Origin of the sequence: Metapseudomonas cellulosilytica, from assembly GCF_049334135.1 — a bacterium.
Classification (GTDB): Bacteria; Pseudomonadota; Gammaproteobacteria; order Pseudomonadales; family Pseudomonadaceae; genus Metapseudomonas.
The window spans coordinates 1-23,634 of sequence record NZ_JBHZGN010000025.1 but is presented as its reverse complement, the minus strand read 5'-3'; the positions used below and the strand labels follow the sequence as shown (position 1 = coordinate 23,634).

Annotated in this window: 21 protein-coding genes; 13 read left to right on the top strand and 8 right to left on the bottom strand. The window is 65.1% G+C overall.

Features of this window, described 5'->3' with window-relative positions; genetic code table 11:
- Positions 1–90: 90 nt before the first annotated feature.
- Positions 91–1,116, top strand: coding sequence for a YeiH family protein (locus ACFW0H_RS24525; RefSeq protein WP_422916451.1), 1,026 nt, complete (start codon positions 91–93; stop codon positions 1,114–1,116).
- Between the two features lie 65 nt (positions 1,117–1,181).
- On the opposite strand, the gene ACFW0H_RS24520 is transcribed toward ACFW0H_RS24525, so the two are convergent.
- The 3 genes from ACFW0H_RS24520 to ACFW0H_RS24510 all read right to left on the bottom strand — a co-directional run bounded on the left by ACFW0H_RS24520 (position 1,182) and on the right by ACFW0H_RS24510 (position 4,383).
- Entirely contained in the window at positions 1,182–2,129 is a 948-nt protein-coding gene (locus tag ACFW0H_RS24520) for an ABC transporter substrate-binding protein (RefSeq protein WP_422916450.1), read from the bottom strand.
- 9 nt (positions 2,130–2,138) lie between these two features.
- Complete coding sequence (locus ACFW0H_RS24515; protein WP_422916511.1) at positions 2,139–3,203, bottom strand: LLM class flavin-dependent oxidoreductase; 1,065 nt, start codon at positions 3,201–3,203, stop codon at positions 2,139–2,141.
- 265 nt (positions 3,204–3,468) lie between these two features.
- Entirely contained in the window at positions 3,469–4,383 is a 915-nt protein-coding gene (locus ACFW0H_RS24510) for a LysR family transcriptional regulator (protein ID WP_422916449.1), read from the bottom strand.
- A gap of 97 nt (positions 4,384–4,480) precedes the next feature.
- Here ACFW0H_RS24510 and ACFW0H_RS24505 point away from each other — a divergent pair, with 97 nt between their 5' ends.
- Positions 4,481–5,080, top strand: a complete 600-nt coding sequence (locus tag ACFW0H_RS24505) for a cysteine dioxygenase family protein (RefSeq protein WP_422916448.1) — start codon at positions 4,481–4,483, stop codon at positions 5,078–5,080.
- A 5-nt stretch (positions 5,081–5,085) separates the two neighbouring features.
- Positions 5,086–6,669 carry a rhodanese-related sulfurtransferase gene (locus tag ACFW0H_RS24500; RefSeq protein WP_422916447.1) on the top strand — a complete coding sequence of 528 codons (1,584 nt, stop codon included), beginning with the start codon at positions 5,086–5,088 and terminating at the stop codon, positions 6,667–6,669.
- A gap of 258 nt (positions 6,670–6,927) precedes the next feature.
- Here the strand turns inward: ACFW0H_RS24500 and ACFW0H_RS24495 are convergent, their stop codons facing one another.
- Both ACFW0H_RS24495 and dmeF read right to left on the bottom strand, forming a co-directional pair.
- Positions 6,928–7,389 (bottom strand): methyltransferase family protein, encoded by a 462-nt coding sequence (locus ACFW0H_RS24495; RefSeq protein ID WP_422916446.1) that lies wholly within the window; start codon positions 7,387–7,389, stop codon positions 6,928–6,930.
- A gap of 171 nt (positions 7,390–7,560) precedes the next feature.
- Positions 7,561–8,511: a CDF family Co(II)/Ni(II) efflux transporter DmeF gene (dmeF, locus tag ACFW0H_RS24490; RefSeq protein ID WP_422916445.1), complete on the bottom strand. Its 951-nt coding sequence runs from the start codon at positions 8,509–8,511 to the stop codon at positions 7,561–7,563.
- Between the two features lie 66 nt (positions 8,512–8,577).
- Here dmeF and ACFW0H_RS24485 point away from each other — a divergent pair, with 66 nt between their 5' ends.
- Positions 8,578–8,853: a metal/formaldehyde-sensitive transcriptional repressor gene (locus ACFW0H_RS24485; protein ID WP_422916444.1), complete on the top strand. Its 276-nt coding sequence runs from the start codon at positions 8,578–8,580 to the stop codon at positions 8,851–8,853.
- A gap of 41 nt (positions 8,854–8,894) precedes the next feature.
- Here ACFW0H_RS24485 and ACFW0H_RS24480 read toward each other — a convergent pair whose 3' ends face one another.
- A complete protein-coding gene (locus ACFW0H_RS24480) occupies positions 8,895–9,806 on the bottom strand; it encodes a LysR family transcriptional regulator (protein WP_422916443.1) in 912 nt (303 codons plus the stop codon).
- A gap of 89 nt (positions 9,807–9,895) precedes the next feature.
- Between ACFW0H_RS24480 and ACFW0H_RS24475 the strand changes: the two genes are divergently transcribed.
- Positions 9,896–10,822, top strand: a complete 927-nt coding sequence (locus ACFW0H_RS24475) for a carbon-nitrogen hydrolase family protein (RefSeq protein WP_422916442.1) — start codon at positions 9,896–9,898, stop codon at positions 10,820–10,822.
- Between the two features lie 358 nt (positions 10,823–11,180).
- Here ACFW0H_RS24475 and ACFW0H_RS24470 read toward each other — a convergent pair whose 3' ends face one another.
- Positions 11,181–12,890, bottom strand: a complete 1,710-nt coding sequence (locus ACFW0H_RS24470; protein WP_422916441.1) for an amidase — start codon at positions 12,888–12,890, stop codon at positions 11,181–11,183.
- A 191-nt stretch (positions 12,891–13,081) separates the two neighbouring features.
- Positions 13,082–13,984 (bottom strand): LysR family transcriptional regulator, encoded by a 903-nt coding sequence (locus ACFW0H_RS24465; protein WP_422916440.1) that lies wholly within the window; start codon positions 13,982–13,984, stop codon positions 13,082–13,084.
- A gap of 130 nt (positions 13,985–14,114) precedes the next feature.
- Here ACFW0H_RS24465 and salA point away from each other — a divergent pair, with 130 nt between their 5' ends.
- From salA to ACFW0H_RS24425, 8 genes are all read left to right on the top strand, one after another.
- Positions 14,115–15,404, top strand: a complete 1,290-nt coding sequence (gene salA, locus ACFW0H_RS24460; protein WP_422916439.1) for a salicylate 1-monooxygenase — start codon at positions 14,115–14,117, stop codon at positions 15,402–15,404.
- Between the two features lie 73 nt (positions 15,405–15,477).
- Positions 15,478–16,833, top strand: coding sequence for an MFS transporter (locus tag ACFW0H_RS24455; RefSeq protein WP_422916438.1), 1,356 nt, complete (start codon positions 15,478–15,480; stop codon positions 16,831–16,833).
- A 144-nt stretch (positions 16,834–16,977) separates the two neighbouring features.
- Positions 16,978–18,258, top strand: coding sequence for an OprD family porin (locus ACFW0H_RS24450; RefSeq protein ID WP_422916437.1), 1,281 nt, complete (start codon positions 16,978–16,980; stop codon positions 18,256–18,258).
- A 182-nt stretch (positions 18,259–18,440) separates the two neighbouring features.
- Entirely contained in the window at positions 18,441–18,698 is a 258-nt protein-coding gene (locus ACFW0H_RS24445) for a hypothetical protein (protein WP_422916436.1), read from the top strand.
- Positions 18,699–19,039: 341 nt separating this feature from the next.
- Positions 19,040–20,716, top strand: a complete 1,677-nt coding sequence (locus tag ACFW0H_RS24440; RefSeq protein ID WP_422916435.1) for an MFS transporter — start codon at positions 19,040–19,042, stop codon at positions 20,714–20,716.
- Positions 20,717–20,947: 231 nt separating this feature from the next.
- Positions 20,948–22,390, top strand: a complete 1,443-nt coding sequence (locus ACFW0H_RS24435) for an amidase (protein WP_422916434.1) — start codon at positions 20,948–20,950, stop codon at positions 22,388–22,390.
- Positions 22,391–22,595: 205 nt separating this feature from the next.
- A complete protein-coding gene (locus tag ACFW0H_RS24430; protein ID WP_422916433.1) occupies positions 22,596–22,994 on the top strand; it encodes a DoxX family protein in 399 nt (132 codons plus the stop codon).
- Positions 22,995–23,200: 206 nt separating this feature from the next.
- Entirely contained in the window at positions 23,201–23,602 is a 402-nt protein-coding gene (locus tag ACFW0H_RS24425; protein ID WP_422916432.1) for a DUF1801 domain-containing protein, read from the top strand.
- The last annotated feature ends 32 nt before the right edge of the window (positions 23,603–23,634 follow it).

Sequence of the window (23,634 nt, the reverse complement as noted above, 5' to 3'; positions counted from 1 at the left end):
CAGCATTCCTGATATGACCAATAAGAATAGGTTGCTTCGTTTAGGTTATATGCGACGGCAAGCTTGCGCTACCACAAGCGAGGTATCGCCATGCTAGCCCTGAGTCGTATTGAACGTTCGCCTTTATTCCTGCTCGCCGGAGTCGGCACCAGCTTCCTGCTGGCCGGCCTGGCGCTTTGGCTGTCCAACTATCCGGCGTTGCAGGGGACGGGGTTCGGCGCGCTGACCCTGGCCATGCTGCTGGGGCTACTGGCGGGCAACCTGACGTCCGAGCGCATCCATGGCCTGCTCGGCGCCGGCCTGCAATTCTGCAAGCAGCCGGTGCTGCGCTTCGGCGTCGCGCTCTACGGCCTGCGCCTGACGGTCCAGCAGGTCCAGGCGCTGGGCGTGCAGGCTTTCGTCATCGACGCAGTGCTGATTCTCTCCACCATGGGCCTGGCGATCTGGATGGGCACCCGGGTCCTGCGCCTGGAGCTTGAGACCGCCATCCTGATCGGCGCTGGCCATGCCATCTGCGGTGCCGCGGCGATCCTCGCCAGTGCCGGCCTGGTCAAGGGACGCAACGACCAGGTGGCCGTCGCCATTGCCTGCGTGGTGCTGTTCGGCACACTGGGCATGCTGCTCTATCCCTGGCTGTTCACCCTGATGCCGACGCTGTTCGGTGACAGCCACGGATTCGGTGTATTCGCCGGCGCGACGCTGCACGAAGTCGCCCAGGTGGTCGCCGCTGGCCAGGCCATGGACCCGCAGGCCGCCGAGGCGGCGGTAGTGGCCAAGCTCATCCGTGTCCTGTTGCTGGCGCCGTTCCTGCTGGGCCTCGGCTTCTGGCTGGCACGCCGCTCCGCACCTGGCCGGGCGGCAGCTCCGGTCAAGGTTCCGCTCTTCGTCATCGGCTTCGTGGCCTGCATGCTGCTCAATTCCTGGCTGCCCCTGCCAGAGGCCATGCACCAGACGATGATCGGCCTGGATGACCTGCTGCTGGCCGCCGCCATGGGCGCCCTGGGCTTCAGCACCCGCCTGGCCGACCTGTGCAATGCTGGCATCAAACCGCTGCTGCTGGCCTTTGTGCTGACCACGCAACTGATCATCCTGGGCGGCGCCCTGAGCTTGATCTGAACGCTTTCCAAGCCCTGTCCAGGGGAACGTCTCGCCTCGCGAAGGGAGCGCTCCCCTGGTCGGGTTCAGTTCGGGAAGGCCTGGGTGAAGGACGTGTCGATGATCGTGTGGGTATCCAGGGCCTTGGGCAGGGCACCGGTCTCGACGAGGAAGTCGGCGGTGGCCTGGTAGTCCTTCGCAGCCTGGGCGTCCACGGGGCCGACGGTCATGTTGGCCTGACCGATCCAGTGACGGGACACGCTCTGGTCCAGGTTGGCGTTCTTCGCCCAGATGTCGGCGTACTCCTCCTTGTGGCTGTCGACCCAGGCGCGCGCCTTCTGCAGGCGGCCGAGGAAGTCCGCGATGGCGGCACGCTTGGACTCGATGGCGTCGGCATGGGCGGCGATGCTGCTCAGGCCCGGCATCAGACCCTCGGCGGTGATCAGCTTGCGAGCGCCGGAGAAGACGATCTGCTGGGAAATGTAGGGCTCCCACACCGGGAAGGCGTCGATGCTGCCCTGGGGCAGGGCGGCTGCGGCATCGATGGGCATCAGCTTGACGAACTCGACGTAGTCGCGGGGCAGGCCGGCCTTGTCCAGGGCGCGCAGGGTGAGCTGCTGACTCCAGGCACCGGGCCAGTAGGCGACCTTCTTGCCCTTGAGGTCGGCAATGGTCTTGGCCGGGGAGTCCTTGGGCACCAGCAGGGCGATGGTGTCCAGATTTTGTCGCGACACGCCCACCAGTTTCACCGGCGCGCCCTTGGCGGCCAGGAAGAGAAAGCCCGAATCACCAAGGAAGCCCAGGTCCAGGGCGCCGGCCTCGAGGCCTTCGGCCACCGGCGCGGCGGACTGGAAGTGCTTGAACTCGACCTTATAGGGCGCACCTTCGAGGGCGCCGGAGGCTTCGATGGAGGCGCGCACGTTGTAATAGTTCTGGTCGCCGACGCGCAGGGTGATCTGCTCGGCGGCCTGGGCCAGGGGCGCGGCCAGGAACAGGCCGGCAAGGGTGGTGCGGATCAGCTGGGAGAGTTTCATGGGTTGTCCTCAGGAAGCCTGGCGGATGGGCAGGCGGTCGATCTGGTGGTGGATGGCGGGAATCAGGCCCTTGCCGTACTCGAGGGTGTCGTTCAGTGGGTCGAAGCCACGAATCAGGAAGGTGGAAACGCCGAGCTTGTAGTACTCGGCCAGTGCTTCGGCGACCTGCTCGGGAGTGCCCACCAGGGCGGTGGAGTTCCAGCGCGCACCGGTCAACCGGGCGACGCCGGTCCAGAGCCGCTTGTCCAGCACATCGCCTTTCTGCGCGGCCGCCAGCAGGCGCTGGGAACCGACGTTCTCGGGCTCGTGGCCGTGCAGCGGCAAGCCCAGCTTCTGGCGGGTTTCGCGGACTTGTTCGAGCACCTCGGCGGCACGCTTCCAGGCGGCTTCCTCGGTGTCGGCGATTATGGGGCGGAAGGACACCGAGAAGCGCGGAGAACGGCCTTCGGCGGCGGCCGCACGGCGCACATGGCCGATATGTTCGCCCACGGCGGCAAGGGGCTCGCCCCAGAGCATGTAGGTATCGGCATGGCGCGCGGCGACACGGATGGCCGCGTCCGACGAACCGCTGAAATAGATCGGGATGTGTGGCCGCTGCACGGTGCGCACGGCGGGGGAAGCACCCTTGAAGCGGTAGAACTCGCCGGCGAAGTCCACCGGCTGGTCGGCGGTCCAGATGGCCTTGAGCGCGTCCAGGTATTCGCCGGTGCGGGCGTAGCGACGGTCGTGGTCGAGGAAGTCACCATCGCGCTGCAGGTCCAGGTCATTGCCGCCGCTGACCACGTTCAGGGCCAGGCGGCCATTGCTGAACTGGTCCAGGGTCGCCAGTTGGCGCGCGGCCAGGGGCGGGGCGATCACTCCCGGGCGATAGGCCAGGAGGATGCCCAGGCGCTCGGTGGCGGCGATGGCGAAGGAGCTGACCACCGCGCCTTCGGGTCCGTTGGAGAAGTAGCCCACCAGGATGCGGTCGAAGCCGGCCGCTTCGTGGGCCTGGGCGAAGCGCCGGACGAAGTCCGGATTCACCGCGTCGCCCAAGGGCTGGTCCACCTCCGAACCGGGGGAGGCGGTAATCATGCCGAGGATTTCAACGCTCATTGTTCTGTCCTGTCGTTAGAAGCGCGGAGGCCCGGCGGCGCGCATTTCTTTATAAGGAAACGAGCTTGCCGAACTCGTTCTTAGAATCTAACGACAAGGATTTAATGATGGAAATTCATTTTTTGCATATTCTAATATGCAAAACTAGCAATTTGTCCTGAGTCAATCTGCACGACGGACATGACCCGGGAAATGGGAGGAGGAGCCGGGGCCCGAATGGACCCCGGCAGGACGACACTCAGGCCTAGACGTCTGCCGCGCTTTCAGCCGCCAGGCCCAGTCGCTCGGCAATCAGGTTGCCGAAGAGCTCCACCGGCCCCTGGAGGTTGCCAAGGAAGCGCAGATGGATCAGCCAGAGGTCGATCAGCGGGCGGAAGTCGCTCAGGTTCACCACCTCCAGGCGATCGCGATGCTGACTGCCTTCCAGGAGCGGCTGCGGCACCAGGCCCAGGCCCATGCCGTTGGCCACCAGGCCAAGTTGCAGCTCGGTGCCGAAGGTTTCCAGGTTGAGCTTCAGGCCCAGGCCCTGTTCGGCCAGGGCGCGCTGAAGGCCGGCACGGAAGCCACAGCCATCGGGATTAAGCACCCAGCCAAGTTCCTGGCATTCGGCGAGCCGGCAACTGCGCCTGCCGGTGCTGCCCCGTGCCGCCACAACCACCAGTTTCATGCGGGCGAGGGAGCGGCCCACCAGCCCCTCGGGGAAGACCTTGCCGGCGGGAAACAGCGCGGCGGCGGCGTCCAGTTCGCCATTCTCGATCCGGCCCACCAGGCTGCTGCCCCAGCCGTTGGCCATTTGGGTGCGCAGGTCCGGGTAGGCGTCGCGCAGCTGCTGCAGGGCTTCCAGCAGCACTACGTCGCCGATCGTCTGCGGCACACCCAGTCGCAGGGTGCCGCTAGGCGGGCCGTCCTGGGTCACCAGCTCCCGCAGCGAATCCATGGCGCGCAGCACCTCGAGGCAGCGCTCGTATACCCGCAGCCCCATCGCGGTGGGCTTGAGGGGCTTGGTGTTGCGGTCCAGCAGTTCCACCCCCAGGGCGTCCTCGAAACTCTGAACGCGGCGGGTTATGGCGGACTGGGTGAGTTGCAGGCTGTCGGCAGCCAGGCTTAGGGACTGGTTGCGGATCACCGCGACGAACGCCTCTATGTCATCTGTCTTCATGCTTTGTACGCATATTAGCTTATGAATAAATTGCATTTATATAATGTTAGACCGCTTGCTACCGTAGCACCACTTTTCGCCGAACGAATCCGATCCCATGACCCAGACACTACGACTGGACCGACTGCGACACTTCATCGATCGACTCGCCGTACTGCTCGACGAGAACCCCGACGAGCCCACCGTGCTGGAACGGGGCGGAGCCCTGCTGGCGGAGCTGGTGCGCCATGACGACTGGCTGCCGGCGGCACTGTCCCGGCCGGATGCGGAACGCTACCAGCAGTATCTGCTGCATGTGGATTCCCGGCAGCGCTTCAGCGTGGTGAGTTTCGTCTGGGGGCCGGGGCAGTCCACGCCAGTCCACGACCATCGTGTCTGGGGCCTGATCGGCATGTTGCGCGGCGCGGAACTGTCCCAGGGCTTTCGCCGCTCGCCCACCGGCCAATTGGTGGTGGAGGGCGCCGCCGTGCTTCTTGAGCCCGGCCAGGTAGAGGCGGTTTCGCCGCGCATCGGGGACATCCACCAGGTCCGCAACGCCTTCGATGACCGCGTCTCCGTCAGCATTCACGTGTACGGCGCCAACATCGGTGCGGTGCGCCGCGCCGTGTACCTGCCCGAAGGCACCGAAAAGCCGTTCATTTCCGGTTACTCCAACACCTTCCTGCCCAATATCTGGGACCTGTCAAAAGAGAGTTGAGCCCCATGAGCCAGACCCCGAACCGTTCCTACGCCGATATCCGCAAGGCCCTGCTGGCCGGGGAGGAAACCGCGCTGCTGGATGTGCGCGAGGAGGCGCCCTTCGCCGAAGCCCATCCGCTGTTCGCCGCCAATATCCCGCTATCGAAGCTGGAGCTGGAGGTCTATGCGCGCATCCCCCGGCGCGATACCCGCGTTACCGTCTATGACGCCGGTGAAGGTCTTGCCGAGCGGGCCGCACACAAGCTGCGGGACTTGGGCTATGTCGACGTGGCGCTGCTGGAGGGCGGACTGGAAGGCTGGCGCGCGGCCGGCGGCGAGCTGTTCAAGGATGTCAACGTGCCCAGCAAGGCCTTTGGCGAGCTGGTGGAGAGCGAGCGCCACACGCCGTCCCTGGCGGCCGAGGAGGTGAAGGCGCTGCTGGATGCCAAGGCCGATGTGGTGGTGCTGGACGCCCGCCGCTTCGATGAGTACCAGACCATGAGCATTCCCACCGGGGTCAGCGTGCCGGGCGCCGAACTGGTGCTGCGGGTGGCGGAAATCGCGCCGAATCCCGCGACCCGGGTGATCGTCAACTGCGCCGGGCGGACCCGCAGCATCATCGGCACCCAGTCCCTGGTGAATGCCGGCATTCCCAACCCGGTGGCCGCCTTGCGTAACGGCACCATCGGCTGGACCCTGGCCGGCCAGCAGCTGGACCACGGCCAGGCACGGCGTTTCTCCGAGGTTTCGGAAGTCACGCGCCGGCAGGCAGCGGAAGCGGCCCGCGCGGTGGCGGACAAGGCTGGCGTGGGTCGGGCGAGCCTGGCGCAGTTGGGCGCCTGGCAGGCCGAGACAGCCCGTACCACCTACCTGTTCGACGTGCGTACCCCGGAAGAGTACGAAGCCGGCCACCTGCCGGGAGCGCGGTCGGTGCCGGGTGGCCAGCTGGTGCAGGAAACCGACCACGTGGCCTCGGTGCGTGGCGCCCGCCTGGTGCTGGCGGACGATGACGGTGTGCGCGCCAACATGAGTGCTTCCTGGCTGGCGCAGATGGGCTGGGAGGTACATGTGCTGGACGATGTACCGGCCTCCACCTTCACCCAGGCGGGCCCCTGGCAGGCGCCGCTGCCAGCCTTGCCCGCGACCGAGGAGATCACCCCGCAAACCCTGGCCGACTGGTTGCAGGAGGGTGATGCCCGGGTGTTGGATTTCACCGCCAGTGCCAACCATGTGAAGCGGCACATTCCCGGTGCCTGGTGGGCCCTGCGCGGCCAACTGGCTGAGGCGCTGGCGCGGGTGCCGGCGGCGTCGCGCTACGTACTTACCTGCGGTAGCAGCCTGCTGGCGCGTTTCGCGGTGGCCGAGGTGAAGGCGACCACCGGCCGTGACGTCTATCTGCTGGCGGGGGGCACCGCTGCCTGGGTGGCCGCCGGGTTGCCGGTGGAAGAGGGCGAGCAGCACCTCGCCTCCCCGCGCATCGACCGATACCGCCGTCCCTACGAGGGCACCGACAATCCCCGCGAAGCCATGCAAGGCTATCTGGACTGGGAATTCGGTCTAGTGGAGCAGCTGGGGCGTGACAGCACCCACGGCTTCTTCGTGATCTGACGCTGTTCCGGGAGGGCTTTCCGGCCCTCCCATCACGCCATTGCCTTTGGTTACCACCGCGCGGTCATTACCTCAGAGGCGTGAAAGGACCCTTCCCTAAAGGAGGCCGCCGGAGCTTCGCGATCAATCGCGGATGGGGAAGGTGCTACGACGGCCAGGGGCTCTTCTCCGTGGGGCCTTAATGTGAGTCTAGTTCCCCCAGGCCGTGGGACGCGTGAAATGGGCCGGCTACGCCGTCGATTCCATTGCCGGCCCCTGTCAGAGCCACCGGCGCACGCGGATTCGATAGGCGCTGAAGGCTTCGCCAAACAGCCCCGCCAGGGCCTGTTCTTCCGGGCCGATCTGGAAACGGTTCATGTAGAGCACGAACCCGGCCACGCCCAGGAGCGCAATGGGGGAGGCAAGGTAGATCGTCCACGCAACCAGGGCGATGGCGAAGCCGAGGTACATCGGGTTGCGCGTGTGGCGGTAGATGCCGGTACTGACCAATGCAGTGGCCGTGTCCGGCTTCAGCGGGTTGACGGTGGTCATGGCGCGACGGAAGGAGAGCACGCCGCTGAGGCAGACCGCCATACCCGCCAGCAGCAGTGCGGCCGAGGCCCCGATGCGCCAAGCGGCGGCGGTGTCGATGGACGGCGTCAACCGCGCAAGCAGCCACATCAATATCCCGAACAGGATTGCGACCAGGGGCGGCGGTATGCGGTGTTCCAACCAGTGCATGGGCTCGGTTCCTTGCCTGTGTGTTGTCGAAGCGCGCCAGGTGCGCGGTAGCTCCAGCCCGACGCTGGCGACGGGCTCCTGGGACTCTAGCAAGCGCGCCTGAAAGGGCCAGCGTCACCATTGGCACATTGCCAAGGGGCCTGGCTCATGGCAGCGCCCCGGCAGACGGCCCTACGCGGCATGCAACTGGTTGATCTCCACCGTCACATGCGCCAGCTCTTCATGAACATCGAGCGCTTGGCGAACCGAATCGGCGTCCAGCGAGCCCGTGGTCGCCAGGCTGAGGACGCAGGCGTACTGATCCTTGCTGACGCGCCAGACGTGCAGGTCGGTGACGATTGCCGGCACAGGCAACTGCGCAACGGCCTGGCGGACTTCTTCCACCACCGGCGCATCCATCTCCGCGTCCAGCAACACCCGCGCGGTATCCCGCAGCAAGCCTTTGGCCCAGAGGCCGACCAGGACTGCGCCCACCAGCCCCATCACCGGGTCGAGCCAGCCCGCGCCCCAGAATTTCCCCGCCATCAGCGCGATGATCGCCAGCACCGACGTAGCCGCATCCGCTACCACATGCAGATAGGCCGAGCGCAGGTTGAGGTCGTGGTGATGATGGCCGGCTGCGTGATGGTGGTGCTCGTGCCCGTGCTCGTGCCCATGGTGGTGGTCGTGGTCGTCACGCAGCAGCCATGCGCACAGCAGGTTCACCACCAGGCCGATCACGGCGATGGCGATGGCTTCGTCGTAGTGGATGGTGCCCGGGGAAAGCAGGCGTTCCACGGATTGGAATGCCATCAGGCCGGCAACACCGAGTAGCAGGATGGCGCTGGAGTAGCCACCCAGGATTTCGACTTTCCAGGTGCCGAACGCGAAACGCCGGTCATGGGCGAGGCGCCGAGCTGCCGCAAAGGCGAACAGTGAAAGGCCCAGTGCCAGTGCATGGGAGCTCATGTGCCAGCCGTCGGCCAGCAGCGCCATGGAGTTGAAGTACCAGCCCCCGGATATCTCGGCGACCATCATGAGCGCGGTCAGCCACACGGCAAGGCGGGTCTTGCGCTCAGCCCGAGCGTTGCCCTGGTTAAAATGGTGGGAATGCACCCATTGTTCCGGCCCATGGGTAGTCATGTTTATCATGCTCCTGAAATGCAATGCATATACTATACCCCAGTATACCTATCGAGGAGAAAGGCGATGGCCCACGCCAGCAAGGAAAAGAAGCAATTGCTGACGCGAGTACGCAAGATCAAGGGGCAGGCGAGCGCCCTTGAAACCGCTCTGGAGCAGGAGCGCGACTGTCTCGCAATCCTCCAGCAGATCGCGGCGATCAGAGGTGCGGTGAACGGATTGATGGCGGAAATGATGGAAGGCCATATCCGCGAACACCTGGGTGCGGAGGGGCTGACAGCGCAAGAGCGGCAGGTGGAGGTCGAGCAGATCGCGACCTTGCTCAGGTCCTATATGAAGTAGTCATCCGGAACGCCCCGGCATCGTCTGCGTGGCAGCCAGGCCTATCGGCGGAAGCAATCGGTTATGGCGTCCCGCACCCGCAACAGTGCGGGGTCGACCTGGGTCGTCGTCCGCCATCCCAGTTCGATTGGATAGTGAGGCAGGGGCAGGGGACAGGGCAGTGCGACCAGCCCGGTCACCCGGGCGATTTCTTCGGCTGCATGGCCGGGGATGGTGGCCACCGCTCCGGTACCCCGTAACAGGTAAGGCAACGCGGCAAAGTGCGTGGTGGAAACGCTGACCCGGCGAGTCAGCCCGAGTGCGGCCAGGGCTTCATCGACAATGCCAATGAATCCGCCTGAGGAGATCAGTATGTGTTCCCGGGAGACGAATTCATCGAGGCTCAATACGACTTGCCCAGGCGCCAGGCTGCTCGCGTCCAGCAGGCAGCTGTAGCCGCCCTCGGCAAGAATCTCCCGGCTGAGCATCCGCGCATTGAAACCTCCGGCGGTGATCGCCAGGTCGATGCTGCGTTCAAGCAGGGCGTCCGCAACGATCTGGCTGTGGGTCTGGCGAAAGATCAACCGCAGGTTCGGCGCCCGTTGCTGGACGGCATCGATAAGCCGGCGGCCGAACGCAATCTCGAAATCATCCGACAGGCCCAGTGAGACGGCTCGGCCGGTGTAGTCGTTTGCTGCGGGGTCCAGCAAGGCCAGGCTCTGCCTGCATTTGCCGAGGGCATCGCTGATCAGTGGCCGCAACTGGTTCGCCCGTAGCGTGGGCGCCAGGCCACGCCCGGTCCGCACGAACAGCGAATCGCCATAGACATCGCGCAATCGTCGCAATGCCGCGCTCACCGCCGACTGGGTGACACCGAGGCGCAGGGCCGCTCGGCTTGCGCTGGCTTCCTCATACAGGGCTTCGAACACCTTGAGCAGGTTGAGGTCGACATCGATGATATTCATGCAATTCATATCAATTAGAAGTGAATGGCTATTTATTCATAGTTTGCCGGCCCTGAAAATGTCTGCAACACCACCGCACACCGAGGAGCCTCACCGATATGTCCAAGTCCATCGTCGCAGCGCTGCAGATCGGCTCGCTACCGGGCGGCAAGGCCGAAACCCTTGAACAGATACTGTCCTACGAGGCCGCCATTCGCGAAGCCGGCGCCAAGCTGGTGGTGATGCCGGAGGCGCTGCTGGGCGGCTATCCCAAGGGGGAGCGATTCGGCACCCAACTGGGTTACCGGCTGCCGGAGGGGCGCGAGGCGTTCGCCCGGTACTACGAAAACGCAATCGATGTTCCCGGCGCTGAAACCGAAGCGCTGGCGGCGCTTTCCGAACGCACCGGTGCCGACCTGGTGATCGGTGTGATCGAGCGCAGCGGCAACAGCCTTTACTGCACCGCGCTGTTCTTCACGCCCCGGGAGGGATTCGTCGCCAGGCATCGCAAGCTGATGCCCACCGGCACCGAGCGGCTGATCTGGGCGAAAGGGGATGGTTCGACCCTGCCTGTGGTGGACGGTGAGGCAGGAAGCCTCGGGACGGCTATCTGCTGGGAGAACTACATGCCCCTGCTGCGCACCGCGATGTATGCCAAGGGCGTGGACGTCTGGTGTGCCCCCACCGTCGACGAGCGGGAGATGTGGCAGGCCACGATGCGTCACATCGCCTGTGAAGGGCGCTGCTTCGTGGTCAGTGCCTGCCAGGTTCAGGACTCGCCTGCGGCGCTGGGTATCGAGGTCGAGAACTGGCCCGAGAATCGTCCGTTGATCAATGGCGGCAGCGTGATCGTCGGCCCCCTGGGGGAAGTGCTGGCCGGCCCGATGACCGGGGAGCGCGGCTTGCTGGTGGCGGAGATCGATACGGCTGACCTGGTACGCGCACGCTATGACTTCGACGTGACGGGTCACTACGCGCGACCCGATGTCTTCGAACTGGTGGTCGATGAGCGGGCCAAGCCAGGCGTGCGCTTCGTCCAAGGGTGAGATGTCGTGGCGGGCGCGCCGGTTCGCGCGCGCTTGCCGAGACCGGGCGGGATCGGGGCTTGTGCCACCCCAATCCCGCCAGGTTCATTTGAACTTGGGAAACCACGTCCTTAGGGCGTGGTCATGAGTCACCGGCTCTGCCTGTGACGATTGCTGGGCTGAAAGGTGTACGGCATAGGTGGCCAAAGAGGCCGGAGCGAAGGCTTTTCGTAGGCTGGTGCTGAGCTTGCGAAGCCCAGCGATTTGCGGGTTGTTGGGCCTCGCTGCGCTCGGCACCAACCTACGGAGTCCGGGTCGGCATCGCCCCCTTCCAGGGGGCTAAAGCAAGTCCATGTTCTACGAACGTGGGTGTTTACTTTCAGCTTTGCTGCAACGGCGGGGTTCGCGGCGGGACCAGTCGCTTCGACCCGGTCGACTCGAACGCCGAAGCGAAGCGCAGCAGAGCCGAGTCATCGTAGGCGCGACCGGCGAAGGTCAGCCCTATCGGCATGCCGATGTCCGGCATCACGCCCATCGGCACGGTCACCGTGGGGACGCCCAGATGCCGGATAGCCAGGTTGCCGTTGGCGACCCAGATGCCGTTGCTCCATGCGATATCCGCCGACTGCGGATTCACGTCGGCATCCGCCGGACCGACGTCGGCCACGGTCGGGAATAGCACGGCGTCCAGCCCCAGTCGGTCCATCCAGTCCTCGAGGTCGATGCGACGCGTCTCCTCGAGTCCCCGCAGCCCGTCAGGGAGGGTGGGAATCTGGTCCCACGGGGTGATGCCACGCTCGGCCATCCGCACGTACTCATCCATGCCGGCGACCAGGTCGCCTTCGCGGTTGGGCAGGGTGCCCGGCTCGTGGGGGAAGATCTGCGGTCCGTCCGCGTCGACCAGGCGGTTCAGCTTGGGATCGCCATTAGCGCGCAGGAAATCATCGAACGCCCAGGCCGACAGGTCCCACAGCTCGTGATGCAGGAACTCCTTGGACACCAGGCCGCGGGTGAAGGCGGTCGGCGCGCCGGGGCGATCGCCCTCGCAATTGGAGACCAGCGGGAAATCGACTTCGACCACTTCCGCCCCGGCGGCTTCGAGTGCCTTGCGCGCCTCCTCCCAGAGTCCGATCACGGAGGGGCGGGTGTTGATTCGCTGTCCGGTCGGGCCACCGATGCCAGGTGCTTCGCTGGTGCCCGCATCGGGGTCCTTGTTGATGAACATGCGCGGAATACCGAAGCGCTTGCCCGCCAGGGCGTCTGCCTTCGCGGCGAGTTCCAGGTAGGAGGCGGGGCGTACCGAGGCGGCGCTGGGAATCGGTACCCAGGGTTGCATCCGCCACAGGTCGCCGCGGGTATCCGGGTCATCCGCCACCACCACGTCAAGCACTTCGAGGAGGTCTGCCATGGTCCTGGCATAGGGCACGACAACGTCCATGGTCGGGGTCAGCGGCCAGTTGCCGCGCACCGAGATCACCCCACGGGACGGGGTGTAGGCGCAGAGGCCATTGTTCGAGGCGGGCCCGCGTCCGCTCGACCAGGTTTCCTCAGCCAGGCCGAATGCCGAGAAACTCGCCGCAGTCGCGGTACCGGCGCCGTTCGACGATCCGGATGCAAAGGGCGCGGTCAGGTAGCCCGCGTTGTACGGGCTCTCGGCGCGACCATACACCCCGCGCTGCATGCCGCCGTTGGCCATGGGCGGCATATTGGTCTTGCCCAGGCAGACGGCGCCGGCGGCGCGAAGTCGTTCGATGGTGAACGCATCGCGATAAGCGACCAGGTTCGCAAATGCCGGACTGCCGGAGGCCGCGGTGAGCCCCTTGACCAGGTAGCTGTCCTTGGCCGTGTATGGAATGCCGTCGAGCGGGCCAAGGGTTTCGCCCCGGGCGCGGCGGGCGTCGGAAGCCTCCGCCTCCTTGAGCGCATCAGGGTTTCGAACCACTACCGCGTTGAGCGCAGTGGGCGTGTCGGGTCCATCGTAGGCGTCGATCCGGGCGAGATACGCCTGGACGAGCTCAACCGCAGTAGTGCGGCCGGACTCGAGTGCGGCGCGCAGGTCGGCAATGGAAACCTCGGTTACCTCAATCATGTTGTCACCGCTGGCTGTTGACGGGGTGTGCAGCGAATGTCTCCATCGCTGCACCAATTCAGGGACGCCGATTATCTCAGAACCGGCTTTCAAAACAGTTCCCGTTTTGCGGCATTAGCGGACAAGGTTCGGTCCGGCAACCCGGGCTGGCGAACGATCCGGGCGGCATCCCATGCAAAACCGCCACGCCATCAATCCGAGAACAACTCGAACATCAACTGCCTCAGCCAGCGGTTGGCCGAGTCCCGGTGGTACTTCGCATGCCAGAACAGGTTGATGTCGATCTCCGGGAGCTGGACCGGGTGGGGCAGGGCGACCAGGCCGAAAGGCTCGACGCAGGAGTCGGCAAAGCGCTCGGGCACGGTGGCGAGCAAATCGGTGCGCTGGAGGATATGGCCCACCGCGACGAAGTGGGGCACTTCAAGGCGGATGTCGCGCTCGATGCCAATGCGCGCCATGTGGGCGTCCACCTCGCCATGGCCGGTGGTGGCGGCGATCACGCGAACGTGACCATAGGCACAGAAGCGCTCCAGGGTCAGCGGCGTACGGGTGGCCGGGTGATCCTTGCGGCACATGCAGACATAGCGATGGTGGAACAGCCGGCGTGTGAAGAAGCCCGCCTGCAGGTTCGGCAGCAGCCCCACGGCGAGATCGACGGTGCCGTTCTGCAAGGCTTCGATCAGGGTCACCGAGGTGTTGCGCACGGTGCTGATGCGGCACTTCGGCGCCAGGCGGGCGAGGGCATCCATCAGGCGCGGGGTGAAGTAGATCTCGCCGATATCGGTCATGGCGATGGTGAAGGTGCGCTCGCAGGTCAGCGGATCGAAGCTGTCCTGTCGGCTCAATGCCTCGCGCAGGGTGTGGATCGCCAATGACACCGGCTCGGCCAGTTGCTCGGCATAGGGCGTCGGCTCCATGCCCTGGTAGGTGCGCACGAAGAGGTCGTCCTGCAGCGCGGTGCGCAGACGCTTGAGGGCGTTGCTGACGGCGGGCTGGGTCAGCCCCAGGTTGTCGGCGGCGGTGGAAACCCGCCGGTCGATGAGCAACTGGTTGAAAACCACCAGCAGGTTCAGGTCCAGGTCGCGCAGGTCCATGGGGCGTCTCGGGTGTCGGGAGGAATATTCATAGCTGAAATAGTCTGTATGCGAGCCACTGCATTTATCAATATTCCTGGCATGGCCATGATGGTCCCACTCCAACAACAACACCATCGTGGGTACGAACATGAGCAAGAAGCCTGCCCTGCGTATCGGCATCATCGGCGGCGGTATCTCCGGCGTCGCCCTGGCACTGGACCTGTGCCGTCACTCCCATCTCGACGTTCAGCTCTTCGAGTCCGCACCGGCTTTCGGCGAAGTGGGCGCGGGCGTTTCCTTCGGCGCCAACGCGGTCCGCGCCATCGCCGGTCTCGGGCTGGCCGAGCCCTATGGCGAGGTCGCCGACCGCACTCCGGAGCCCTGGCAGGATGTCTGGTTCGAGTGGCGCCGCAGCAACGATGCCGGCTACCTCGGCGCCAGCCTGGCGCCGGGCGTGGGGCAGTCTTCGGTGCACCGCGCGGATTTCCTGGATGTGCTGGCAAGCCGCTTGCCCGAAGGCGTGGCACGGTTCAAGAAGCGCGCCGTCAGCGTGGAGCAGCAGGACGATGAGGTCCGCGTGCTGTTCACCGACGGCAGCGAATACCGGGGTGACCTGCTGATCGCCGCCGACGGCATCAAGTCCGCCATTCGCAGTCATGTGCTGGAGGGTATTGGTGCACCACCCGCTGCACCGCGCTTTTCCGGCACCTGCGCCTACCGTGGGCTGATCGACAGCCTGCGCCTGCGCGAGGCCTATCGCGCCGCCGGCGTCGACGAGCGCCTGGTGGACGTTCCGCAGATGTACCTTGGACTTGATGGTCACATCCTCACTTTCCCGGTGAAGCAGGGCCGCATCATCAATGTGGTGGCCTTCGTCTCCGACCGCAGCAGCGCAAATCCCACTTGGCCCCAGGATGCGCCCTGGGTGCGCGAGGCCAGCCAGCGCGAAATGCTCGAGGCCTTCGCCGGCTGGGGCGATGCCGCACGCATCCTGCTGGAGTGCATCGCGGCGCCGACCCACTGGGCGCTGCACGACCTGGCGGAACTGCCCGGCTACGTGCATGGCCGGGTGGCGCTGATCGGCGATGCCGCCCACGCCATGCTGCCGCACCAGGGCGCCGGGGCAGGGCAGGGCCTGGAAGATGCCTACTTCCTGGCGCGTCTGCTGGGCGACCCGCAAGCGAGCCAGGACAACCTCGGCGAGCTGCTGGCGGCCTACGATGCGCTGCGCCGCCCCCGCGCCTGCCGCGTGCAGCGCAGCTCCTGGGAAGCTGGCGAACTCTACGAACTGCGCGATCCGGCCGTGGGTGCCGACGAGCAGGCCCTGGGCACCACCCTGGCCAGCCGTTTCGACTGGCTGTGGAACCACGACCTGGACGCCGACCTGCGTGATGCCCGCGCGCGCCTGGGCTGGCAGACCCTCAGCCGCTGCGCCTGATTCCGCGCCGATCTACCGGGGCGAGCCCAGGCGGCCGCCCCGGCTCTATAACAAAGACAAGAAGAGCCATGCCATGCGTACCCTCGACGTTTCCGCCCTGCTCGACGGGGCCCGCTTCAATGCCTTTCATGCGCGCGTGCTGTTCTGGTGCGCGCTGATCATCATTTTCGACGGCTATGACCTGGTCATTTACGGCGTGGTGCTGCCCGCGCTGATGCAGACCTGGAACCTGACCGCGCTCCAGGCCGGCCTGCTCGGCAGTTGCGCGCTGGTCGGGATGATGGTGGGTGCGCTGTTCTTCGGCCCGCTATCGGACCGCATCGGACGGCGCAAGACCATCATGACCTGCGTGATGCTGTTCAGCGGCTTTACCGTGATCAACGGCTTCGCGCGCACGCCCGAGGAGTTCGCGATCTGCCGCTTCATCGCCGGACTCGGTATCGGTGGCGTGATGCCCAATGTCGTGGCGCTGATGAACGAATATGCGCCGAAGAGAATCCGCAGCACCCTGGTCGCTATCATGTTCAGCGGCTACTCGGTGGGCGGCATGCTCTCCGCCGGGTTGGGCATGGCGCTGATGCCCACCTGGGGCTGGCCAGCGGTGTTCTTCGTCGCCCTGGTGCCCTTGCTGGTACTGCCGCTGCTGGTTCGCCAGCTGCCGGAATCGCTCAACTTCCTGGTGCGCCAGGGCGAAGTCGAACGCGCCCGGGCCCTGTTGGCGAAGGCTGTGCCCGAGTCCAGGCCGAGCGCTGGCGACGAGCTGGTCCTGGCCAGGGGACAGGCGAACAAGGTGGCCATCTCCCAGCTCTTCCAGGACGGACGCGCGCTGAACACCCTGATGCTATGGGCCGCGTTCTTCTGCTGCCTGCTGATGGTCTACGCCTTGAGCTCCTGGCTGCCGAAGCTGATGAACGCTGCCGGTTACGGGCTCAACTCCAGCCTCGCGTTCCTGCTGGTGCTGAATATCGGCGCCATCTTCGGGGCCATCGGCGGTGGTTGGCTCGGCGACCGCATCGGCCTCGGCCGCGTGCTGTTCGCCTTCTTCACCCTCGGTGCGCTGTCCCTCAGCCTGCTCGCGCTGAAATCCCCGCTGCCGGTGCTGTACCTGCTGATCGGTGTGGCCGGCGCCTGCACCATCGGCACGCAGATCCTCTCCAACGCCTGCACCGTGCAGTTCTACCCGGCGCATATCCGCTCCACCGGGCTGGGCTGGGCCATGGGCATCGGCCGCATCGGCGCCATCATCGGTCCGCTGCTGGGCGGCGCGCTGCATGCCGCGCAATTACCGATCCAGGCGAGCTTCCTGGCCTTTGCCCTGCCGGGGCTGATCGGCGCCGCCGCCATCCTGGTGTTCCTCTGGCAGCGGCCGGGGCAGCGCGTCCAGGCAAGCACCGTGGCCGAACGGCCGCTGGAGCCCACCTCCAACTGAGAACCGGAACCACGGAGTTCGCCCTGGGCCGACCAGGCGAGGAAGCGGACTCCGCCTGCGTGAAACCTGACTCCCCACTGCCCGGCGCCTGCCCATGGCGCAGCGGTGGGCTGTCTGCATACAACAAGAACAAGAGAACCCGATATGACCTGCAACCCGAATAAAACCTGTTCGGCGCTGGCCGCTGCCACCGTCATCGCCCTGCCATTCGGCATCCAGGCCGCGGAGGGCGGCTTCATCGCCGACTCCACGGCCACCCTCACCGCGCGCAACTACTACTTCAGCCGCGACTTTTCCGACATCGTCGGCCCGAGCCGGCAATCGAGGGCGGAGGAGTGGGCCCAGGGCTTCATCCTCAATGTCAGATCCGGCTACACGCCGGGGCCGGTGGGTCTGGGGGTCGACGCCATCGGCCTGCTCGGCCTGAAGCTGGACAGCAGCCCCGACCGCGCCGGCACCGGCCTGTTGCCCGGCGCCTTCGGCGAGACCGCGCCGGACGACTACGGTCGCCTGGGCCTGACCGCCAAGGTGCGGGTATCGAAGACGGAGCTGCGCGTTGGCGAACTGCAACCCAACGTGCCGGTACTGATGCTGACCGACAACCGCCTGCTGCCCAACACCTACCAGGGCGTGGCCATCAGCTCGGCGGAAATTGCCGGGCTGACGCTGCAGGCCGGCCAACTGCATTCCACCAGCATCCGCAGCGAAGCGGGCGACGAAGAGATCGGCGCCATCGTCGGCTTTGCGCCCCGGCGCGATGCCCAGGCTCGCCTGATCACCTCCGACCGCTTCAACTACGCCGGTGGCGACTACACCTTCAATCAGAACCGCACCACCCTGAGTGCCTGGTACGGCCAGTTGGAGGACCTCTACGACCAGCGCTTCCTCGGGCTCAAGCACAGCGAGCCGCTGGGCGTGTGGACGCTGGGGGCGAACCTCGGCTATTTCGACTCGTCCGAAGACGGTCAGCAGCTCATCGGCGAGATCGACAACCGCGCGTTCTACTCGCTGCTCTCGGCACGGCACGGCGGCCACACCGTCTACCTGGGCTACCAGGCGATGTTCGGTGACCAGGGCTTCCCGCGGGTGTTCGTCACCGTCTCGCCGCTTGGCAACGAAGTGCCCACCTATGAGTTCGCCTCGCCCGAGGAGCGCTCCTGGCAGCTGCGCTACGACTACGACTTCGCCGCCCTTGGCGTGCCCGGCCTGATCGCCGGGGTGCGCTATATCCGGGGCGACAATGTCGAAACCGGCAGCTTCGAGGGCAAGGACTGGGAGCGCGACCTGGACATCGGCTACACGGTGCAGAGCGGTCCGTTGAAGAACTTCTCGGTACGGGTGCGCAACGCCACGGCACGCTCCAACTACCGCACCGACATCGACGAGAACCGCCTGATCCTGAGCTATACGCTGGCGGTGTTCTGATACTGCCGCCGCCGGATGGCCCGCCTGGGATTCGGGGAGGGGCGCGAATGGCGCCCCCGGCCAGGTCTCAGGCTGGCGCGCGTGCGCTCGCCCAGGAGTGCCGTTTCTCCGGCCTGCTGCAAAAGGGAGCAAAATCAGCTGTACTCAATAGCCCCGGTATGCGGGCGAGAGGAGGGATTGTCATGCCCATTCAACGGTTGGCTGCCGTGGTAACGGCAGCTGGGATCTTCCTGGTGGCCTCGGCGGGAGCGGCCTGGGCTACGGAGCGGGCAGAGATACGGCGCGAGGCGCGGGATGTGCGGCAGGAAACGCGCCAGGATGCGCGCCAGATCAAGCAGAATTGCCGCGCCGCCGACCAGCAATGGAACGCCGAATGCCGGCAGGACAAGCGCCAGACCAAGCAGCAAGGGCGGGAGAGAGCCCGGGATATCAAATACTGAGTGTCGTCCCGGTGGAACCGCCTTTCGAGCGGGTAGGTCTCATGCAATAACCACCAGGGCGCGGGGCGAAGCGTTCCTGCCGCCTGCCCTTGACTTGGCCCAGACGTCCAGGCCGGACCGCAGTCGGGCAAAGCCGCTCAACAGTGCGCCCGCTCTGGGTTTGAGCACGATGGCGAGTGGATATCTGTGTGATGGCGATTATGCTTTACAGGGACCTTGCAGCGATGTGAGGCCGTCAGCCTGTATCCACGCTTCACGCAGTCCGTAATGCGGATACATCAGCCCCTGGGCCTGGGTGCGGCAACCGTAGTGAGGTACTCCGGCCGACACGGAGAAAACTCATGGCGACGATCGCAAACACAACCACGGGCAGCGCTCCCAACCGCGGGATAACCAGGGAGGAGCGCAAGGTCATCTTCGCATCGTCTCTGGGCACCGTGTTCGAGTGGTATGACTTCTACCTCTACGGCTCCCTCGCCGCGATCATCGCGAAGCACTTCTTCGCCGGCGTCAACGAGACCACCTCCTTTATCTTCGCCTTGCTCGCCTTCGCCGCTGGCTTCGCCGTACGCCCCTTCGGCGCTATCGTGTTCGGCCGGCTGGGCGACATGATCGGGCGCAAGTACACCTTCCTCATCACCATCGTGATCATGGGTACCTCCACCGCCGTGGTGGGCGTGCTGCCCGGCTACGCAAGCATCGGCGTGGCGGCACCGATCATCCTGATCAGCCTGCGCCTGCTGCAGGGCCTGGCCCTGGGAGGCGAGTACGGCGGCGCGGCGACCTACGTGGCGGAACATGCGCCACAAGGCAAGCGCGGCTTCTTCACCTCGTGGATCCAGACCACCGCGACCCTCGGCCTGTTCCTGTCGTTGCTGGTGATCCTCGCCTGCCGTGTCTCCCTCGGCACCGAAGCCTTCGAGGCCTGGGGCTGGCGGATTCCGTTCCTGCTGTCGATCCTGCTGCTGATCATCTCCGTGTATATCCGCCTGCAGCTCAACGAGTCGCCGGTGTTCAAGAAGATCAAGGCCGAAGGCAAGGCTTCCAAGGCGCCGCTGACCGAATCCTTCGCCCGCTGGGACAACCTCAAGGTGGTGATCATGTCCCTGCTCGGCGGCACCGCGGGCCAGGCGGTGGTCTGGTACACGGGGCAGTTCTATGCGCTGTTCTTCCTGCTGCAGACCCTCAAGATCGACCCGCAGACCGCCAACCTGCTGATCGCCGGCTCCCTGTTGCTCGGCACGCCGTTCTTCATCTTCTTCGGCAGCCTCTCCGACAAGATCGGCCGCAAGAAAATCGTCATTGCTGGCTGCATCCTTGCCGCGCTGACCTACTTCCCGATCTTCAAGGGCCTTACCGAATTCGGTAACCCGGCGGTGTTCGCCGCCCAGACGCAATACCCGGTCACCGTCGTCGCCGATCCTGGCCAGTGCTCGTTCCAGTTCGACCCGGTGGGCAAGGCCAAATTCACCAGCTCCTGCGACCTGGCCAAGAGCCTGCTGGCGAAAAAGGCCATCCCGTACGAGAACGAAACGGCTGAGCCTGGCGACGTCGCGCAGATCCGCATCGGCGACAAGCTGATCCCGAGCTTCGAAGGCACCGGCATGCCCGCCGCCGACTTCAAGGCCCAGAGCGACGCCTTCACCGCTACCCTCGGCACCGCCCTCAAGGACGCCGGCTACCCTGAGAAGGCCGACCCGGCCAAGACCAACTACCCGATGGTGCTACTGCTCCTGACCATCCTGGTGATCTACGTGACCATGGTCTACGGTCCGATCGCCGCCTGGCTGGTTGAACTCTTCCCGGCGCGCATCCGCTACACCTCGATGTCGCTGCCTTACCACATCGGCAACGGATGGTTCGGCGGCTTCCTGCCCACGGTGGCGTTCGCCATGGTGGCGGCCACGGGCGATATCTACTACGGATTGTGGTACCCCATCGTCATCGCCGTGATGACGGCCATTCTTGGCACCTTCTTCCTGCCGGAAACCAAGGATCGGGAGATTCATCACGCATGAGGTTGGCGCCCGCTCTCTCCCGGCAGGGGGAGGGCGGGCTTTTCTTCCCCAAGCAAACTGCCTTGCTGGAAATTTCTGCGCGGGTGCGCCTTGGGGCTGACCGGACATCAGCGCCGGCCTCGATCGCCCCAACTCCTGTGATTCAGAACGACCTGGTCGTGAGGCGACATTGGTTGAGACGCAGCTAAGGTTTCTGGATCAGCAATAGCACGGCTTTAGCCAGGGGGAACCATGTCTCCAGCGGACTACGACGGGCTCGATGGTGTCGCACTGGCCTCCCTGCTACGCAGCGGGGAAATCTCCCCGTTCGAGCTGATGAGCATCGCGGTGAAGCTCGCCGAGGAGAGGGCGATGCCATTCAATGCGCTGTGCTGCCAGCGTTTCGAAGAGTCGCTGAAGATCGCGAAGAAGGCGCAGTTGACCGGGCCGTTTGGCGCCCTGCCTTTTCTGCTCAAGGACTCCGGCCTTCCGTCCAGGCGCCTGCCTTCGTCCATGGGATCGCGGCTGTTTCGCGATACGCCATTCAGTTTCGATAGCACCCTGGTGGAGCGGTTCGAGGCTGCGGGACTTCTCGGTTTCGCCCGGACAACGGTTCCCGAACTCTGCATGGCGCCCACGACTGAAGCCGTCGTGTACGGCGGCCCGACGCTCAATCCCTGGGACCCGACTCGATCTTCTGGCGGCTCCAGCGGTGGCGCCGCGGTCGCGGTCGCCCTGGGCGTCGTCCCCATTGCCCATGGAAGCGACGGCGGCGGTTCCATCCGAATCCCGGCATCGTGCTGCGGTGTATTCGGCCTGAAGCCATCGCGCGGGCTCCTGCCGATGGGCCCTGCCCGTGGAGAAGGGTGGGGCGGACTCGCCACCGACGGCGTGCTTACCCGGACCGTCAGGGATACCGCGGCCGTTCTCGATGCGATCACAGGCGCTGATCCCGGGGCGCCCTACGCGGCCCCTGCAACACCGGCCTCGTACCTGGCGAATCTGGATACACCATTCGACCGGCCGCTTCGCGTGGCCAAGTGGGTCTCGCCGTGGAACGACATCATCGTCGACCCGGATTGCCTGGCCGCCGTCGACATGGCGGCAAGACTGCTCCGGCAGAACGGTCACGAAGTCGTCGACGTCAAAGCGCCCGAGATTGATTTCGACGCTTTTGTCGATGCGCTCATCAAGGTGGTCGCCTCCAATGCGGTCGTCTCTGTCGATACCCTGGTCAGCGGTAAGCGGATCGATCATTGGGAGAGGCTCCTGGAGCCTGCAATCCTGGATGCCTACCACTTCGGCAAGACGCTCTACGCGACCGATTACGTCGCGGCAATAGCGCGCTTCCACCAGATATCCCGGGTGATGGAGCAGTACATGCGCGGCTTCGACCTGGTGCTGACCCCGACACTCACGCAGCTCCCCGTCAAGCTGGGCACCCTGTCGATGAATGACGACTTCCGGACGTTCAGGCTGAAGGCGGCGAGGTACACCCTGTTCCTGGCGATCATCAATGCGTCCGGCCAACCCGCAGCCAGCGTACCGCTCTACTGGAACGCGCAGGGCATTCCTGTCGGTATTCAGTTGATCGGGCACTTCGGGGCTGAGGACACGATTCTCAGGGCCAGCGCCGAATTGGAGAGAACGTCATCCTGGTTCAAGCGGTATTTCCAGCTGAGTAGTGGAGATTGAGGACTTTCGCTGCTGGGCTTCCTTTCCACCATCGATCATACAGCTCGGTAAGTTGTGAAGTTTAAACGTGCTCGAAGATCGGTGAATGTTCGATGTTCCGTGCAAAGATGCAATTCATCCTTGGCGACTACAATTGCTCCTGTGCAGTGCGTTACGGCTTTCATAAGTGGCATCCAGCGCTCTACCTCATTCAGGAGATAATTTGATGTCTGCCCTCATTTCCCAGCTCGATACGCTATGGGCCCCGCGCCTGCTCAGTGTCCTGCGGATCATCACGGCCTTCCTGTTCCTCCAGCATGGAACCTCCAAGTTGTTTGGATTCCCGCACGTTGCTTTTTTCGATGAGTTGAGCCTGTTTTCCTTGATCGGCTTTGCTGGTTTGCTTGAAGTGGTCGGCGGACTGCTGTTGGTGATTGGTTTATTCACGCGACCGGTGGCCTTTATCCTCTCCGGGGAAATGGCTTTCGCCTATTTCATCGGACATGCCCCCAAGGGGATTATCCCGCTACTGAATGGCGGTGAGCCGGCGATCCTGTTCTGCTTCGTTTTCCTGTATCTGGCTGCGGCCGGCGGTGGCGCCTGGAGCTTTGATCGTCGGCAGTGACGAGGCAATCCTGGCTGCGATCGGGTTTCGGCGTGGGAATCTGCACGTAGTCCTTGTGGCGCATGCGCTTCGGCAGTTCCACCGAGGGCTGTTCCACTTACTCGTAGGGCATCTGGCCAAGCAGGTGCTGGATGCAGTTAAGGACGCCGCCGTTTGGCGATACTCAGGTGTCCGGCGAACGGCAACCAGCAGGAGGCAAGGACCGCATGACGAAGACCGACGCACAGCCAGGGCAGGGGGACGGCTCCGCCTCGCGCCTGATAGACGCGCGAATCGAGGAACTGGGGGATTGGCGAGGCGAGATGCTCGCGCGGGTTCGGGGGCTGATCCGCCAGGCCGACCCCGAGGTGGTGGAGGAGTGGAAATGGCGGGGCGTTCCGGTGTGGTCCCACGCCGGCATCATCTGCACCGGCGAGACCTACAAGCAGGTCGTGAAGCTGACCTTCGCCAAGGGTGCGTCGCTGGATGACCCGACCGCTCTGTTCAACGCCAGCCTCGAGGGCAATACCCGGCGTGCCATCGACATCCGCGAGGGCGAGAGGATCTATGAAGCGGCGCTGAAGGCGCTCATTCGCGCCGCCGTCACACTCAACACCCGTCGGAAATGACCGCGCGGCCGGTTCAGCACCTCGAACCGGCC

Excerpts from the sequence above, each read along its gene's own strand:
- ACFW0H_RS24525 (WP_422916451.1), top strand. The coding sequence starts at position 91 with ATGCTAGCCCTGAGTCGTATTGAACGTTCGCCTTTATTCCTGCTCGCC.
- ACFW0H_RS24520 (WP_422916450.1), bottom strand. The coding sequence starts at position 2,129 with ATGAAACTCTCCCAGCTGATCCGCACCACCCTTGCCGGCCTGTTCCTG.
- ACFW0H_RS24515 (WP_422916511.1), bottom strand. The coding sequence starts at position 3,203 with ATGATTACCGCCTCCCCCGGTTCGGAGGTGGACCAGCCCTTGGGCGAC.
- ACFW0H_RS24510 (WP_422916449.1), bottom strand. The coding sequence starts at position 4,383 with ATGAAGACAGATGACATAGAGGCGTTCGTCGCGGTGATCCGCAACCAG.
- ACFW0H_RS24505 (WP_422916448.1), top strand. The coding sequence starts at position 4,481 with ATGACCCAGACACTACGACTGGACCGACTGCGACACTTCATCGATCGA.
- ACFW0H_RS24500 (WP_422916447.1), top strand. The coding sequence starts at position 5,086 with ATGAGCCAGACCCCGAACCGTTCCTACGCCGATATCCGCAAGGCCCTG.
- ACFW0H_RS24495 (WP_422916446.1), bottom strand. The coding sequence starts at position 7,389 with ATGCACTGGTTGGAACACCGCATACCGCCGCCCCTGGTCGCAATCCTG.
- dmeF (WP_422916445.1), bottom strand. The coding sequence starts at position 8,511 with ATGACTACCCATGGGCCGGAACAATGGGTGCATTCCCACCATTTTAAC.
- ACFW0H_RS24485 (WP_422916444.1), top strand. The coding sequence starts at position 8,578 with ATGGCCCACGCCAGCAAGGAAAAGAAGCAATTGCTGACGCGAGTACGC.
- ACFW0H_RS24480 (WP_422916443.1), bottom strand. The coding sequence starts at position 9,806 with ATGAATTGCATGAATATCATCGATGTCGACCTCAACCTGCTCAAGGTG.
- ACFW0H_RS24475 (WP_422916442.1), top strand. The coding sequence starts at position 9,896 with ATGTCCAAGTCCATCGTCGCAGCGCTGCAGATCGGCTCGCTACCGGGC.
- ACFW0H_RS24470 (WP_422916441.1), bottom strand. The coding sequence starts at position 12,890 with ATGATTGAGGTAACCGAGGTTTCCATTGCCGACCTGCGCGCCGCACTC.
- ACFW0H_RS24465 (WP_422916440.1), bottom strand. The coding sequence starts at position 13,984 with ATGGACCTGCGCGACCTGGACCTGAACCTGCTGGTGGTTTTCAACCAG.
- salA (WP_422916439.1), top strand. The coding sequence starts at position 14,115 with ATGAGCAAGAAGCCTGCCCTGCGTATCGGCATCATCGGCGGCGGTATC.
- ACFW0H_RS24455 (WP_422916438.1), top strand. The coding sequence starts at position 15,478 with ATGCGTACCCTCGACGTTTCCGCCCTGCTCGACGGGGCCCGCTTCAAT.
- ACFW0H_RS24450 (WP_422916437.1), top strand. The coding sequence starts at position 16,978 with ATGACCTGCAACCCGAATAAAACCTGTTCGGCGCTGGCCGCTGCCACC.
- ACFW0H_RS24445 (WP_422916436.1), top strand. The coding sequence starts at position 18,441 with ATGCCCATTCAACGGTTGGCTGCCGTGGTAACGGCAGCTGGGATCTTC.
- ACFW0H_RS24440 (WP_422916435.1), top strand. The coding sequence starts at position 19,040 with ATGGCGACGATCGCAAACACAACCACGGGCAGCGCTCCCAACCGCGGG.
- ACFW0H_RS24435 (WP_422916434.1), top strand. The coding sequence starts at position 20,948 with ATGTCTCCAGCGGACTACGACGGGCTCGATGGTGTCGCACTGGCCTCC.
- ACFW0H_RS24430 (WP_422916433.1), top strand. The coding sequence starts at position 22,596 with ATGTCTGCCCTCATTTCCCAGCTCGATACGCTATGGGCCCCGCGCCTG.
- ACFW0H_RS24425 (WP_422916432.1), top strand. The coding sequence starts at position 23,201 with ATGACGAAGACCGACGCACAGCCAGGGCAGGGGGACGGCTCCGCCTCG.